This window comes from Rhodococcoides fascians NBRC 12155 = LMG 3623, from assembly GCF_001894785.1.
In the GTDB taxonomy this organism is placed as follows: Bacteria; Actinomycetota; Actinomycetes; order Mycobacteriales; family Mycobacteriaceae; genus Rhodococcoides; species Rhodococcoides fascians.
The window spans coordinates 77788-93214 of sequence record NZ_BCWW01000002.1 but is presented as its reverse complement, the minus strand read 5'-3'; the positions used below and the strand labels follow the sequence as shown (position 1 = coordinate 93214).

General features: G+C 65.1%; 14 protein-coding genes and 1 pseudogene. 12 read left to right on the top strand and 3 right to left on the bottom strand.

The window, feature by feature from the left end; translation table 11 throughout:
- The first annotated feature begins 122 nt into the window (after nt 1-122).
- The 8 genes from nhaA (at nt 123) to RFA01S_RS06430 (ending at nt 7463) form a co-directional block, all read left to right on the top strand.
- A complete protein-coding gene (gene nhaA, locus RFA01S_RS06465) occupies nt 123-1439 on the top strand; it encodes a Na+/H+ antiporter NhaA (RefSeq protein WP_032406211.1) in 1317 nt (438 codons plus the stop codon).
- Between the two features lie 79 nt (nt 1440-1518).
- The gene (locus tag RFA01S_RS06460) at nt 1519-2772 is read left to right on the top strand and encodes an APC family permease (RefSeq protein ID WP_032406049.1); all 1254 of its coding nucleotides are present in this window, start codon (nt 1519-1521) and stop codon (nt 2770-2772) included.
- A 31-nt stretch (nt 2773-2803) separates the two neighbouring features.
- Nucleotides 2804-3169 (top strand): ArsR/SmtB family transcription factor, encoded by a 366-nt coding sequence (locus RFA01S_RS06455; protein WP_032406048.1) that lies wholly within the window; start codon nt 2804-2806, stop codon nt 3167-3169.
- Entirely contained in the window at nt 3166-4254 is a 1089-nt protein-coding gene (gene arsB, locus RFA01S_RS06450) for an ACR3 family arsenite efflux transporter (protein ID WP_032406047.1), read from the top strand. The genes RFA01S_RS06455 and arsB overlap by 4 nt, the downstream gene beginning before the upstream one ends.
- Nucleotides 4254-4676 carry an arsenate reductase ArsC gene (locus tag RFA01S_RS06445; protein WP_032406046.1) on the top strand — a complete coding sequence of 141 codons (423 nt, stop codon included), beginning with the start codon at nt 4254-4256 and terminating at the stop codon, nt 4674-4676. The genes arsB and RFA01S_RS06445 overlap by 1 nt, the downstream gene beginning before the upstream one ends.
- Complete coding sequence (locus RFA01S_RS06440) at nt 4673-5089, top strand: arsenate-mycothiol transferase ArsC (protein WP_032406045.1); 417 nt, start codon at nt 4673-4675, stop codon at nt 5087-5089. Before RFA01S_RS06445 ends, RFA01S_RS06440 begins: the two co-directional genes overlap by 4 nt.
- Nucleotides 5090-5094: 5 nt before the next feature.
- Complete coding sequence (locus tag RFA01S_RS06435; protein WP_032406044.1) at nt 5095-6150, top strand: ArsO family NAD(P)H-dependent flavin-containing monooxygenase; 1056 nt, start codon at nt 5095-5097, stop codon at nt 6148-6150.
- On the top strand, nt 6147-7463 hold the full coding sequence (locus tag RFA01S_RS06430) for an FAD-dependent oxidoreductase (RefSeq protein ID WP_032406043.1): 1317 nt from the start codon (nt 6147-6149) through the stop codon (nt 7461-7463). Before RFA01S_RS06435 ends, RFA01S_RS06430 begins: the two co-directional genes overlap by 4 nt.
- Before the next feature lie 75 nt (nt 7464-7538).
- Here RFA01S_RS06430 and RFA01S_RS06425 read toward each other — a convergent pair whose 3' ends face one another.
- From RFA01S_RS06425 to RFA01S_RS06415, 3 genes are all read right to left on the bottom strand, one after another.
- Entirely contained in the window at nt 7539-8285 is a 747-nt protein-coding gene (locus RFA01S_RS06425; RefSeq protein WP_032406042.1) for a sulfite exporter TauE/SafE family protein, read from the bottom strand.
- 33 nt (nt 8286-8318) lie between these two features.
- The gene (locus RFA01S_RS06420) at nt 8319-9989 is read right to left on the bottom strand and encodes an NTF2-like N-terminal transpeptidase domain-containing protein (RefSeq protein WP_441344195.1); all 1671 of its coding nucleotides are present in this window, start codon (nt 9987-9989) and stop codon (nt 8319-8321) included.
- Between the two features lie 98 nt (nt 9990-10087).
- Nucleotides 10088-11917 carry a penicillin-binding transpeptidase domain-containing protein gene (locus tag RFA01S_RS06415; protein WP_032406041.1) on the bottom strand — a complete coding sequence of 610 codons (1830 nt, stop codon included), beginning with the start codon at nt 11915-11917 and terminating at the stop codon, nt 10088-10090.
- Nucleotides 11918-12008: 91 nt separating this feature from the next.
- Here RFA01S_RS06415 and abmR point away from each other — a divergent pair, with 91 nt between their 5' ends.
- From abmR to RFA01S_RS06400, 4 genes and pseudogenes are all read left to right on the top strand, one after another.
- Complete coding sequence (gene abmR / locus RFA01S_RS06410) at nt 12009-12554, top strand: ATP-binding transcription factor AbmR (protein ID WP_032369511.1); 546 nt, start codon at nt 12009-12011, stop codon at nt 12552-12554.
- 232 nt (nt 12555-12786) lie between these two features.
- Nucleotides 12787-13206 (top strand): annotated as a pseudogene (locus tag RFA01S_RS28620) (ATP-binding cassette domain-containing protein); the annotation flags it as partial.
- Between the two features lie 165 nt (nt 13207-13371).
- Complete coding sequence (locus RFA01S_RS28615) at nt 13372-14316, top strand: ATP-binding cassette domain-containing protein (protein WP_442978217.1); 945 nt, start codon at nt 13372-13374, stop codon at nt 14314-14316.
- Nucleotides 14317-14380: 64 nt separating this feature from the next.
- A complete protein-coding gene (locus RFA01S_RS06400) occupies nt 14381-15166 on the top strand; it encodes an alpha/beta fold hydrolase (RefSeq protein WP_032406208.1) in 786 nt (261 codons plus the stop codon).
- The last annotated feature ends 261 nt before the right edge of the window (nt 15167-15427 follow it).

Here is a 15427-nt window from a genome sequence, read left to right as displayed (position 1 = left end):
CGCGATAGGATCATTCACGGTGCGCCGGGAAGTCTGGTCGGCAATAGTTCTGTGCTGCGCACATGTCCGTCGACTCGGCGGACGCGCTCGGCACGACGTTGCTACCGAAAGGCGTTGTTCCCGTGTCTGATTCACCGATTCCCAAAGAGAGATTGCCGCTGTTCTCTCGCGGTTCCTGGTCCGAGGCCGACCGCATCGCACAGGTCTTGCGCAAAGAGACCGTCGGCGGCGCATTGCTTCTCGTTGCCACCGTGGTCGCGCTCGTGTGGGCCAACTCACCGTGGTCCGCCGCCTACGACACATTGATGAGCACTCGCGTCGGGCCGTCGGCTCTGCATCTCGATCTGACTCTGTCGACGTGGGCCGCCGACGGGCTGTTGGCCATCTTCTTCTTCGTCGTCGGACTCGAACTCAAACGCGAGTTCGTTGCCGGTGATCTGCGCGATCCGGCACGGGCGGCACTTCCGGTGGCCGCGGCGATCGGCGGAATGGTAGTTCCCGCAGTCATTTTCGTGCTGTTCAACCTCGGCACCGGGGATGGCGCTCTGCTCGGCTGGGCCATTCCCACCGCGACCGACATCGCGTTCGCCGTGGCCGTTCTCGCTGTGATCAGCACGCATCTGCCGACAGCGCTGCGAACCTTCCTGCTGACTCTGGCCGTGGTCGACGACCTTTTGGCCGTCAGCGTCATCGCGATCTTCTACACCGACGACATCAACTTCATTGCGCTCGGCCTGACGCTGATCCCGCTCGCGCTGTTCGCCGTCGCCGTGCAGATGCGCGTCCGCTCGTGGTGGGTGCTCATCCCGCTGGCCGTGGTGACGTGGGTGCTCATGCACGAGTCGGGTGTCCACGCCACCGTCGCAGGCGTTCTGCTCGGCTTCGCCGTCCCGGTGATCCGGAGCAAGGCGAACGGCGGCCCCGATGCGGGCCCCGGTCTCGCCGAGCATTTCGAGCACAAGATCCGACCCATCTCCGCGGGTATCGCGGTTCCGCTGTTCGCCTTCTGTGCAGCCGGTGTGACTGTCGGCGGCTTCTCCGGCCTGGCCAGCGCCCTGACCGACCCGATTGCCATCGGCATCATCGCCGGCCTCGTCATCGGCAAGGCCATCGGCATCTTCGGCACCACCTACCTGGTCTCGCGCTTCACCCGGGCCACCCTCGATGCCGGCTTGAAATGGCTCGACGTCTTCGGCGTCGCGATGCTCGCCGGTATCGGTTTCACGGTGTCGCTGCTGATCGGCGATCTGGCATTCGGTGAAGGAACAGAGCGCGACGATCACGTGAAGGTCGGTGTGCTGACCGGTTCGATCGTTGCCGCAACCATCGCGTCGATCATTCTGCGTACCCGCAACAAGGCGTACCGGGACTTCCACATCGAAGAGACCCGCGACGACGACCACGACGGAATTCCGGACGTGTACCAGCAGAAGAAGTAGACCGCGGCCGACATCTGGTCTGTTGCCACTGGTAAGGGGCCTCTACAGTTGTCGCCGTGATCGACATCCGGGTCCAGGCATGACCGACCCACAGCCGCTGGCCCGTCGACTGGGCCTTGTCGATGCAGTCGTCATCGGTGTCGGCTCGATGGTCGGGGCGGGAGTGTTCGCATCGTTCGCTCCCGCGTCGGCCGCAGCGGGTGCCGGCTTGCTGATCGGTCTCGCCATCGCGGCTGTCGTCGCGTTCTGCAACGCGACGTCGTCCGCGCAACTCGCCGCCCAGTATCCGACGTCGGGCGGGACGTACATCTACGGTCGCGAACAACTCGGTGAGTGGCCCGGCTTCCTCGCCGGCTGGACCTTCGTCATCGGCAAGACCGCAAGCTCGGCGGCCATGGCGATGGTGTTCGCGGCCTACGTCGCCCCTTCCGGCTATACGAAAGTCGTTGCGATTCTTGCCATTGTCGCGTTGACGGTGGTGAACTACTTCGGTATCACTCGCACGGCGCTGCTGACGAAGATCCTCGTCACCGCGGTGCTCGCCATCCTCGTCATCGGGGTGGTTCTGGGCTTCGCCGGCTCGCCGGGCAACGGCATCGGCGCTTCGGGATCCCTCACCGGGGACGGCTGGTACGGAATTCTGCAGTCCGCGGGATTGCTGTTCTTCGCCTTCGCCGGCTACGCGCGCATCGCCACCCTCGGCGAGGAAGTGGTGCGGCCCGAGCGCACCATTCCACGGGCCATCGTCTCTGCACTCGGCATCGCGTTGCTGATCTATGCAGCGGTTGCCGTGACATTGTTGACGGTATTGGGCCCGGACCTACTGGCCTCGTCGTCGGCTCCGCTGGTCGATCTCGTTGTGACGTCCGGGTATTCGTGGGCATCACCTGTCATGCGCATCGGTGCCGGACTGGCCGCGCTCGGAGCGTTGCTGGCCTTGATCGCCGGTATCGGACGCACGTCGTTGGCGATGGCCCGCCACCATGATCTGCCGTCGTATCTGACTGCGGTCCACCCTCGTTACTCGGTGCCGCACCGGGCCGAGATCACTCTGGCGGCGATCGTCAGTGCCGCAATCCTGCTAGTGGATCTTCGTGACGCCATCGGCTTCTCGTCCTTCGGAGTGCTGCTGTACTACCTCGTCGCCAACGTCAGCGCGTACACCCAGGGCACCGAACACCGACGCTATCCGCGCCCCCTGCAGGCGCTCGGAGCGCTCGGATGCCTGGTTCTCATTGCCACGCTGCCCTTGTCGTCGATCGCGATCGGCACCGTTGTGACACTGCTCGGCGTCCTCTACCGTCTGGTCCGGGTTCAGCGACTGTTCACTTGACGGCTGATTCGACAAGGGTCAATATAGACCAATGTCGAATCAAGACCTGACCTCCTCGGCCGGCGCATGCTGTTCGCCGCTCGTCCACGAACCGCTGACCGTGGACTGGGCCGGGGATCTGGCCCGCATGTTCAAGGCGTTGGGCGATCCTGTGCGCCTGCGGTTGCTCAGCCTCGTCGCCAGCCATGCCGGCGGCGAAGCGTGCGTGTGTGACATCTCCCCCGCTTTCGACCTGTCGCAACCGACGATCTCCCACCACCTCAAGGTGCTCCGCGAAGCCGGGCTGCTCGACTGTGAGCGACGCGGAACCTGGGTCTACTACTGGGTCGTTCCAGCTGCTTTGCAACAACTGTCGTCGGTACTCACCGCCGCGGACCCCACGGTGGTCGCGGTATGAGCACCACCACGGACACCGCCGTCGTCGGCAAACTCTCCACGCTCGATCGGTTCCTCCCGGTGTGGATCGGTGTCGCCATGGTCGTCGGCCTGATCCTGGGGCGCATGGTCCCCGGGCTGAACGACGCGTTGTCGTCCATCTCCGTCGACGGGGTGTCGCTGCCGATCGCCGTCGGCCTGCTCATCATGATGTATCCGGTACTGGCCAAGGTCCGCTACGACCGCCTCGACACCGTCACCGGCGACAGGCGACTGCTGATCGGATCGCTCGTTCTCAACTGGGTCCTCGGACCGGCGCTGATGTTCGCTCTCGCATGGCTTTTCCTGCCCGACCTGCCCGAGTACCGGACCGGCCTGATCATCGTCGGCCTCGCTCGATGCATCGCGATGGTCATCATCTGGAACGACCTCGCCTGCGGAGACCGTGAGGCCGCGGCCGTGCTGGTGGCGATCAACTCGGTGTTCCAGGTCTTCATGTTCGCCGTCCTCGGATGGTTCTACCTCTCGGTACTGCCCGGCTGGCTCGGCCTGGAGCAGACCACGATCGAAGCGTCGCCGTGGCAGATCGCGAAGTCGGTGCTGATCTTCCTCGGAATCCCGCTGATAGCCGGATTTGCATCGCGCTTCTTCGGTGAACGCGCCAAGGGTCGTGCGTGGTACGAGGAGAAGTTCATCCCCAGGATCGCCCCGTGGGCTCTCTACGGGCTGTTGTTCACCATCGTCGTTCTCTTTGCGCTGCAGGGTGATCGGATCACCTCACAGCCCTGGGACGTGGTGCGCATCGCGCTGCCTCTGCTGGTCTACTTCGCGGTGATGTGGGGCGGCGGTTACGCACTCGGTGCCGCCATGGGCCTGGGCTACGAACGCACTACCACCCTCGCATTCACCGCTGCGGGCAACAACTTCGAGCTCGCCATCGCCGTCGCCATCGCCACCTACGGCGCAACGTCCGGGCAGGCACTCGCCGGGGTCGTCGGCCCGCTCATCGAGGTGCCGGTCCTGGTCGGCCTCGTCTATGTCTCCCTCGCCCTACGGAAGCGGTTCTCCCCCAGCCTTTCCACGACCACGTCATCGAAGGATTCCTGATGTCCGACACACCCAGCGTCCTGTTCGTCTGCGTCCACAACGCCGGCCGCTCTCAGATGGCCGCCGGATTTCTGACCCATCTCGCCGGTGATACCGTCGAGGTACGTTCTGCCGGTAGCGCTCCCGCGGACACCATCAACTCGGCAGCGGTCGAGGCCATGGCCGAGGTCGGTATCGACATCTCGTCGCAGTCGCCGAAGATCCTGACCACCGAGGCCGTCGAGACGTCCGACGTCGTCATCACCATGGGCTGTGGCGACGCGTGCCCGGTGTTCCCTGGCGTGAGCTACCGCGACTGGGCACTGGCCGATCCGGCAGGAAAAGGCGTCGAGGCAGTCCGCCCGATTCGCGATGAGATCAAGCGTCGAATCGAAGAATTGATCGCCGAACTGGTTCCAGCGAAGCAGAGTTCGGCATCATGACGACACCCAGCGTGCTGTTCGTCTGCGTCAAGAACGGCGGCAAATCACAGATGGCGGCCGGCCTGATGCGCAAGGCCGTCGGCGATTCGGTCGAAGTGCACTCTGCCGGAACGAAGCCGGGCGGAAAGGTCAATGCACTCTCGGCCGAGGCGCTCCTCGAAGTCGGCGTCGATCTGTCGGGTGAAGTACCGAAACCGATCGACCCCGCTCTGCTCGCCCGGATGGACTACGTCGTCACCCTCGGCGGTGAGGCGAAGGTAGACGTGGTCGACGGCCCCAGATTCGAGAACTGGGACACCGACGAACCGTCCGAACGCGGTATCGACGGCATCGAGCGGATGCGTCTGGTGCGTGACGACATCGCGGGCCGCGTCGGAGAACTGGCATCCCGATTGCGCAGCGCGGAAACCTGATTCGAATGAACACCGAGGTGGTGGTGATCGGCGGTGGTCAGGCAGGACTGGCCGCCGGCTACTACCTGCGACGAGCCGGGCTGGACTTCGTCATCCTCGACAATCAGACGCACGCCGGCGGGTCCTGGCAGGACTACTGGCCGTCGCTACATCTGTTCTCGCCGGCCGAGTACTCGCGACTACCCGGTTGGCCGATGCCGCCGTGGCACAGCGGCTTTCCTCCGGCATCGCACGTCGTGGACTACCTGCGGGCGTACGAGAAGAAGTACGACTTGCCGGTGCACAGGCCCGTCGACGTGAAGTCCGTGCATCGTACGACCGAGGGCTATCGAGTCGACACCGACGGCGAGTCGTACGGTGCCGCAGCAATCGTCAATGCGACGGGAACGTGGTCTCGGCCGTTCTGGCCGAGCTACCCGGGTATGCGTGAGTTCGGTGGAACCCAGCTGCATGCCGCTGACTACCGAACGCCGGGTCAGTTCGTGGGCAAGCGAGTGGGAATCGTCGGCGGCGGAAACTCGGCTGCTCAGATACTTGCCGAGATATCCACGGTCGCGCAGACCCTGTGGTTCACCAACCGCGAGCCCAAGTTTCTCCCCGACGACGTCGATGGTCGGGTGCTGTTCGATGTCGCCAGCGATCGGTCCCGCACTCTGGCGGCAGGCGGTCCCGATACCGGCGGGGTCGCCGGTCTGGGCGACATCGTCATGGTCCCGTCGGTGCGGGAGGCCAGGGATCGCGGAGTGCTGCACGCCCGGCCGATGTTCACCGCGATCACCACCGACGGCGTCACCGACGGACATACGACGGAGAAGCTGGATGTAATCCTCTGGTGCACCGGATTCCGACCCGCACTGCGGCATCTGCAGCCGCTGCACCTGCAGACCGAAGGATCGGGAATCGTATTGGACGGCACTCACGTTCGCGGCGAACCGACGCTGGTGTTCCTGGGCTACGGCGACTGGACCGGCCCGGCCTCGGCGACGCTCATCGGCGTCGGCCGGACGGCACGTGCAGCAGTGGACACTCTAGTTCGACGAGGAAAGGTAGATCAGACATGAACGAATACCCCGTAGTGGTGGTCGGCGCAGGCCCCATCGGTCTCGCTGCCGCGGCGCACCTGACCGAAACCGGTTCTGCCGTCATCGTTCTCGAACGTGGACCGTCGGCCGGATCGGCGGTGTCCGAATGGAATCACGTGCGGCTGTTCTCTCCGTGGTCCGAGGTCGTCGACCCGGCTGCCGCCCGACTGCTCGAACCCACCGGTTGGACTCCACCGGACGGCGACACCTACGCCACCGGACGCGAATGGGTGGAGCACTATCTCGCGCCCCTCGCTGCTGTGCTCGGCGATACCGTCCGAGTCGACTGCGAAGTGGTCGGCGTTGCCCGCCGGGGACGCGACCGCGTCGTCGACGCCGGACGCGACACCGAACCACTGTCGGTGCATGTTCGCCACTCCGACGGCAGCGAGGAACGCATCCTCGCTCGCGCCGTGGTCGACGCGTCGGGCACCTGGGGATCACCGAATCCATTGGGCAGCGAGGGACTTCCGGCCATCGGCGAGAAGGCCGCCGCCGACCGCATCGACTACCGAGTCCCCGATCTGGCCGATCCGGCGATTCGCTCTCAGTTCGCGGGCAAGCACACCGTCATCGCCGGTAGCGGTCACTCCGCGCTGACCGCCATCATCACCTTCGCAGAGCTCGCCGCCGACGAGCCCGGCACGACGCTCACCTGGGCCGTGCGTCGAGGCGTCACCGCGGAGGTCTTCGGCGGCGGCGCGGCCGACGAACTCGCGGCGCGCGGCGCACTCGGCCAACGCGCGAAGAAGGCCGTCGACGACGGTTACCTCACCGTGGTCTCCGGATTTCGCACCGAAGCCGTTGCGGTGCAGGGTGATCGGCTCACCCTCGTGGGCGACGGCGGCACCCGTATCGAGAACGTCGACCGCGTCGTCGCACTGACCGGGTTCCGTCCGGACTTGTCGTGGTTGTCCGAAGTGCGCCTCGATCTCGATCCCACTCTGCAGGCACCGAAGTTCGTCGCCGAGCTGGTGGATCCGAACATCCACTCCTGCGGCTCGGTGTCACCACACGGAGTCGAGGAGCTCACTCAGCCCGAGCCCGGCCTGTACCTGGTTGGCATGAAGAGCTACGGACGTGCGCCGACGTTTCTGGCGATGACCGGATACGAGCAGGTGCGCAGCATCGCCGCCGAACTGGCGGGCGATCACGAGGGCGCGCGAAAGGTGGAGCTGACGTTGCCCGACACGGGCGTCTGCGGTGGAGCCGGCCTGTTCGACGAGCCCGACGCCCCCACGACCAGTGGATGCTGCGGTGTCTCCCCAGAAGCTGAGGCACAACTGATCTGAGTGTCCACTATTTCGTTCCAGAAGCGGGATCGCGCCTCCCGGCTGAAATGGTGGACACTCAGATCACCTACGACGTCAGCCGAATGCCTGGTACCCCAACCAGCCGGCGAGGCCGAGTCCCAGAATTCCGACGCCGACGCGGAGCACGATCGCCGAGATCACCTTGACGGTCGGTGGCCCGCAGGCACCGCCGACGAAGCAGCCGATTGCGAGAGCCAGAGCGGCCCACCAGTTCACGTGACCGGAGAACGAGAAGATGATCGCCGCAATGAGATTGGCGATGCCGAGGAAGAAGCTCTTCAGAATGCTTGCGCGCCAGAACGTATCGGACGTACAGATCAGCGCCAGGGCCAGGAAGATAACCCCGGCACCGGCTCCGAAGTAGCCCCCGTAGATGGCGACGGCGAACAGCGCCAGCGGGTACAGCGCCGGAAATTGCTTGCCGCCGGACAGCGTTCGGATTTTCGGCTGCAGCAGCAGTGCAATCGCAGCCATCGCGACCAGGAACGGCACGATGACCTCGAACGATCCCTCCGGAGTGACGAGCAACAGGATGGCCCCGGTGGTCCCGCCGAGCGCCGAGTAGACGGCGTAGCGAATCAGCTGTTTGCCGTCCTTGGCGAGTTCGGCCGACGAGCTCGTAGTGGCACCCACTCCGGCAGCGACCAGCGCGACGGTGTTGGTGACGTTCGCCGAGACCGCGGGAAGCCCTACCGCCAACAGCGCCGGATAGGACACGAGGGATGCGAGCCCGGTGACGAACCCGATGAGGCCGGCGAAGAACCCGGCCACCACCAGTAGTCCGAAATCGAGCACAGTCACCGAACAAAACTACCGTGCCTAACGATCGAGCCCCTATTCGACGGGGTTCGCCATCTCCTGCAGCAAGCGGCTCGTCATCCGCACTGCCTGATCCCCACCGTCGGCGTCCTCGATGTAGACGGCGAAGGCGACATCGCCGCTGGTCGCGAGCACGAAGCGATCATCGCCGCTCTCTCCTGCAAATCCCTGCACGCCGTCGAACGTATCGAGACCACTGCTGTTCGACGATGCGGCCACGATCTCACGCAGGCGGGCTGCAGCGTCAGGGCCCATGGGCTCGGCTGCGCGGTCTGCCACTGCAGTCTGCCCGGCGACGATGGCCGGCGTTGGCGCGCTGCCGCGGGAGATCGCTGCTGCCATCTGGGCAAGCCCGAACGGTGTCACCGTCGCCTCGGCTCCGGATGCGGTGGAGACGTTCCGAATACCGTCGATCGCGCTCCGGCTGTCGGCGGGGGTGCCGGTGTAGGCGTCGAGACCGGGCATCGCATAGTGGATTCCCAGACCCAATCGTGCTGCCGCGTCTTCCGCACTGTCGTCGCCGCGATCGGCCTGTACGGCTTTGATCAACTCCGACGCGGTGCCGGCCGGATAGGAGCCGGCGAACACCACGTCGCCCTGCTCGTTGGCGTAACTGTTCTGTGCCGCACCGAGAATCGCACCGGTCGACGTGGACACCGCCACGATCGACGCGGACGTACCCGCCATCACCACAGCGTTCTCGGCCGCCAGTTGGACGCGCGGATCGAGTGTTGCGTGCAAGTCCGGTCCGCCCGGTCCCTGGAATCCCACGCGTCGTTCACCGGTTCCGTCGACGGTGTAGGTGTCGACGGCCCAGCCTGCGGTGGCGTCGCGGCCGGATTGCCACGCGGCGCGCAGGGAGTCGAGCACCGGGGAGGTGATTCGACGGTCGTCGACGATGAGCTTCGGCTGCGGGGCGACCACCACTCCCGGCACCGCTCGCAGATCGTCTTCGAGAACGGCGAAGTCGTCGTCGCGCAGTGTCACTGCGGTGATCGGAGCTCCGTGGGCCGAATCGAGTTCCTTCAGTAGCGATTCGGAGGTGATCAGCGGCGCGACGACGTCGATGACATCGGCGAGTTGCTGAGCCGACGCCGCCGGATCACTCATCTGGGCGGGGTCGAGAGAGATGGCGTTGATGGTCCGCTCGCTCATCAGCACGTTGTTCGCGGAATCGAAGATCAACGGCGGAGCGGCGTCGGTGCGGGTGTAGCGAACCGACCCGCCCGAGGTCAGATCCGGAACGAGCGTGGCCGGATCCCACGCGATACGCCAGCCGACACTGAGCTTCTTGGTTGCGCCCTGAGCGCTGTACTTCCAGTCCTTGCCCTCGCCGAAATTCCAGGCGGACGCGAGCGTGAAGAATCCGCTCTCGTCGGAGAGATCCATGTACTGAGTCAGGTCGAAGTCGCCCGTCGATCTACCGTCGGCCGACAAACCGTCGAACATCTGATTCAGAGCTGCCGTCGCGGCGTTCGGGTACGTCGTCAGTGCTGCCGCCGCCGCGACATCGCGGTTGTCCAGCGCGTCGACGAATTTGGAGACCAATACCTCGGCCTCGCTCGGTGGGCGGTCGACCATCCAGAACACGGCCGAGACCGACAGCGTCGCCGATGCTGCAACTGCGACGAGGTAGCGACCGCGGACCTTGCGCGGGCCACGACGGACACGACTCATAGAACTCATGAGTCACAATATTCACTGTAGTCACACGAGTAACAAGCACGAGATTCATACAAGCCGGTCACGATTGAGATACGGAGTGGTCCGTTTACCTCGGGCTGTTACCTCAGAAAGCGTCCTGCAGCCTCGATGGCGGGCGCCGAACTTCCCGCGTTGTTCACGAAGACCGCGAACGCGAGATCCCCGGAGATCCCGACGAACCAGCCGTGCGCTCCTTCGTTGTTCGGCCCGAATTCGGCGGTTCCGGTCTTGCCGAGCAGCCCCGGAATGTCGTTCAGTGCCGTGGCCGTACCACCGGTGATGGTATCGCGCATCATGGCCTTGATCTGCTCGGTGACCTGTGGGTTCACCGCTGCCGGCTGCATGTTTCCCACGCCGGGCTTACCCGAGACGACCGTCGGCGGGAGCAATCCGTTGTTCGCGATCGACGACGCGACCAGCGCCATACCGAACGGCGACGCAGTCACCTGCCCTTGGCCGATGGCGGATTCGACGCGCTGCGCCGGGGTGTCGGCCGACGGCACCGAACCGGTGACGGTCGTCAGGCCCGGGGTCACGTAGTCGACGCCGAGGCCGTACTGCGCGGCCGCGTCGGTCAGACCGTTCGGCGGCAGGGCGACGCCGAGTCGGCCCATCGTCGTGTTGCACGATTTCGCGAAGGCAGTGTGCAACGGAACGTCGCCGAGCGCGAAGTTGTCGTCGTTGGGAATCTGACGTCCCTCGATGTTTTCCGTCGCCGGGCACGGCAACACCGTGTCGGGGGTGACGGCACCGGATTGCAGAGCAGCCGAGGTGGTGACCGTCTTGAAGGTCGACCCGGGCGGGTAGAGACCGGTCAGAGCAATCGGGCCTTCCGCATCCGCCGCGGCGTTCTGTGCGACGGCGAGAACCTCTCCGCTGGACGGCCGAAGCGCGACGATCGCAGCCTGCTGCGGCACCGACGCCAGGGCGTTCTCGGCCTTGATCTGCAACGCCGAGTCGACGGTGGTCGCGATGTCGTCACCGGTGGAGGCATCGCGACCGGCAAGCTGGGTGACGGTGTTGTCGGCAGCGACCGACTGGATCGCCCAGCCTCGATTGGCCGCCTGCTCCTGTTCCCACAGCGTCGTCAGGTCGCTGAGAACCGGCGAGACAAGATTGCGATCGGTGGCCAGCAGCCGAGTCTGTGGCGCCAGGGTGACTCCCGGAACGGCTGCGAGCTGCGCGCCGATGGGATCGATATCCGCCTGACGGAGCGAGACTACGGTCGCCGAATTACCCTGTGCAGCAGCAACAGACGACGCAACAGACTGGGCGGTGATCCCCGGAACGATGGATCCGACGAGAGCGGCGACGGCCACCGGATCGGCCGTCGCATCGACGTTGACGAGGGTGACGACCTGCTGCGACATGAGCTCGCCGCCGTTGGCATCGAAAACCCTGGGCGCGACCAGCGCGTCGGTCGGGGTGAATCGGACCGAGGAATCGGCCGTCAGTCCGGGGACCAAGATGGCCGGGTCCCAGGTGATCTTCCACCCTTGCGGAGTCTCTGCTGCGGTCGCAGACGTCGTGTAGTTCCACTCTTTCGGCTGGCCGTCCGGTTCCGCCGTGCCGTCGGTGGTGGTCGAGAAGCGCCAGCCGGCGTTCAGCGTGAACGTGCCCGCATCCTCGTTCGCGTCGACAGCCTCGAAATCGGGAGTGGCCGTCACCGTTCCGCCGCCGGACAGCCCGTCGTACAGCTGGGTGAGCGCGGCGCCCGCGCCCGCGGGATCGGTCGTCAGCGCGGCTGCCTGATCGATGTTCGAGCTGCTGACGGCGGCCGCGAACTGCTCGGCGACCGTCTGCGGCTGATCGGGCCCACTGTTTCCGCAGGCAGCGACCACCAGGGCCAGCACGGACACGATTGCGGCCAGAGTCGTCGGTCTTCTCGTTGTGCGCACGGAGTCGATCATGCCCCAGGCCTCCGACGAATCGGCGGTGGCGCGAACCCGAGATGGGGTGTAATCATGTAATCAGTATTACTGAACCTACAGAGGAGTCACCATGAAACCCAGTGGACGCTCGTTCGGTCGCCCCGGTGGCTGGCAGCACGCAGATGTTCCCGACGCCACCGATGCCGGCGACTGGTTCGGCGGCAGATTGCCCGACAGCTGGTTCGAGGGCACCGCGTCGGTCGAGGTGGATCGCGAAGAGATCGTTGTGGTCGGGACGTTGCCCACCGAGGAGGGCAGTTCACCTGCCGCCACCGAAGGCCGCATCGCCCGATTCCGAGAAGGCACACGGGCCGAGCGCATGCAGATTGCCGACGAGGCCGAGAAGCGCTACGGACGCAAGGTCGCCTGGGGCGTTCGGACCGATTCCGAGGTAGTCCTGTTCACCCACCTGGCCGTCCCGGTCATGACCCGCCTGCGTCAGCCCGAACGACGCGTCCTCGACACCCTCGTCGATGCCGGAGTCGCGCGGTCTCGTGCAGACGCTCTGTCGTGGGCCGTGAAGTTGGTCGGCGAGCACACGCAGGACTGGTTGGACGAACTGCGCGGAGCCATGTCGACAGTGGACGAACTACGCAAGAAGGGGCCCTCGGTCTAAATCGCTTGCGGATTGCCCACGTTCGGCATTAGCGTGGAGATCGCCTTGTTGCCCACAGATTCGGAGAGGCCATTGCTCTTCCAAAGGTTCTAGACGCCTGCAGTTCGACCGCACGCACACCTTTGGAGCATCCATGCCTCATTCATCTTCCCTCTCTGTCTCCGATCTGACGTTCTCCTGGCCCGACGGCGACCCCGTGTTCGACGCGTTGTCGGCCATCTTCCCCAGCGGCACAACAGGTCTCGTCGGATCGAACGGTGCCGGAAAGTCGACCCTCCTGAGATTGCTCGCCGGAGAAGTGACACCGCAGCGCGGTTCGATCTCGATGCCCGGCGTCCTGGGTTATCTCCGTCAGGACATCGCACTCGACCCCGAGCTCCCGGTGGATCGCGTGCTGGCCATCGATTCGGTCCGAAAGGCATTGCATCGCATCGAATCCGGTACATCTTCCGAGGACGATTTCGCCATCGTCGGATCGGCCTGGGACGTCGAGGAGCGCGCGCTGGCGTTGCTGAACAAGCTCGGTCTGGGCGGCTTCGTCGGCTCCCTCGACGACCTGGATCGACCGGTCGGCACGCTGTCCGGTGGCGAAGCGATGCTGCTGGCTCTCACCGCGCAATTGCTCGCCGAACCAGACGTACTGCTGTTGGACGAGCCGACCAACAACCTGGATCTCGTTGCACGAGAACGACTGTATGCGGCCGTGGACGGATACTCGGGGGTACTCGTCGTCTGCAGCCACGACCTCGAATTGCTCGAGCGTGTCGATACCATCGCCGAGGTCCGCGCCGAACGCAGCGGCACCTCCCGAGTACGCATGTTCGGTGGAAACTACACGCACTACCGATCGGTGATCGACGCCGAGCAGGAAGCCGCGCGGGCGAGCATCCGAGACGCCAAGAACGACGTGCGCAAGCAGGAACGCGAATTGGTCGACACACAAATCAAACTGGATCGCAGGTTGCGCTACGGCAAGAAGATGGCGGAGCAGAAGCGCGTACCGCCGGTCCTTGCGGGCCGACGCAAGCGGGCCGCACAGGAATCGGCCGGCAAACTACGCGGTACCCACAGCGATCGCGTCGACGATGCCCGGACGTCACTGTCTGCCGCCGAGGATCTCCTGCGCGACGATCGCGAGATACGCGTCGACCTGCCCGCAACGAAAGTCCATCCGGGACAGGTAGTTCTGACTCATGACGACGTTCACATCGTCGGTCCCGAACGCATCGCACTCGTCGGGCCGAACGGAAGCGGTAAGACCACCCTGCTGCGCAGTCTCGACGCCGCCGACGCCGAAGTGCCGTGGAAATACCTTCCGCAACGCCTCGACATCTTCGACGAAACACGCACCGTTGCCGAGAACATCGCCGACGTGGCACCGCACGCCACCGCCGAACAGATCCGTGGCCAACTGGCCCGATTCCTCTTCCGCGGATCCGACGCCGATGCCGTCGTCGCCACCCTCTCCGGAGGCGAGCGACTGCGAGCCGCACTGGCACGAATCCTGCTGTCCGAGCCTGCACCGAAACTACTGATGCTCGACGAGCCCACCAACAACCTCGACATCACCAGCCGCCAACACCTCATCGACGCACTGAACACATTCGAGGGTGCACTGATCATCGCCAGCCACGATCGCCCGTTCCTCGACGCGATCGCCCCTACCCGCACCATCGACCTGACGCCGATCGCCCAGCCCACCGAGTCGGCCGAGTCGGCCGAGTCGGCCGCGGAAACACCCACCCGGGAGGAGTCAATGTGACGTTCGGTGGCCTTTTCGGGGGTCAATGTCACGTTGAGTGGACGTCCAGGGTCAGAATCGGAAGGTGGAATACGCCTCGAATGCAGATGATGGGACGCAGATCGCGTACACGGTGGTGGGGTCCGGGCCGCCGTTGTTGATGGTGCACGGCAGTTTCCTGACGCACACGATTTGGCGGACGTTCGGATATGTGAAGGCGTTGCGCGGGACTCGGCAGCTCATACTGGTCGACAGTCGCGGTCATGGCCGCAGCGAGAAGCCCCATACTCCCGACGCCTATGCCATGGCCAATATCGTCGGAGATCTGACGGCGGTTCTCGACGCGGTCGGCGCTCCGACCGTCGACTATCTCGGCTATTCGTTCGGTGCGCGGGCCGGTCTCGCATTGACGGCGGCGAGGCCCGAACGCGTGCGTTCACTCGCGGTGGGCGGCGGTAGTCACGGCGCTCAGGCGGGAGCGTTCGACAGGCTCTTCTTCCCGGGCTGCGCGGACGTGTTGGAGCGCAGCGGCATGGACGGGTTCCTCGAGGCGTGGAACGCGCACCGCATGTTTCCCATCGACCTGGGAACACGAGCGGTGTTCTCCGCCAACGATGCTCAGGCCATGGCCGCGTACATCCGAGCATGCGACGCCGATCCCGGTCTACCCGACGACGTCCTGCAGCACTTCACCCCACCGTCGCTGTTCTACGTCGGCAGCGAGGATCGAACCCGGCTCGACGACACCCGTGCCGCTGCCGCCCTGGTGCCCGACTCCGAACTGCACATCGTTCGCGGATTCGACCATGCGACGACGATGGCCGCATCGGACGAGGTGCTCGAATTCCTCGAGCGGTTCTGGAGCAACTGATCTGAGCGCCCACAATTCGCGTCGAGAATCGGGATCCCGCCGCGAGCAGCCAATAATGGGCGCTCACGTCACCTACGACAACCGACCCTGCCAGCCCCACCCACAACTGATCTGAGCGTCCACAATTCCCGTCCAGAATCGGGATCCCGCCTCGAGCAGCCAACAGTGGGCGCTCACATCACCTACGACAACCGACCCGCCGGCCCCACCCACCACTGAGCTCAGCGCCCACAATTCCCGTCCAGAATCGGGATCCCGCCT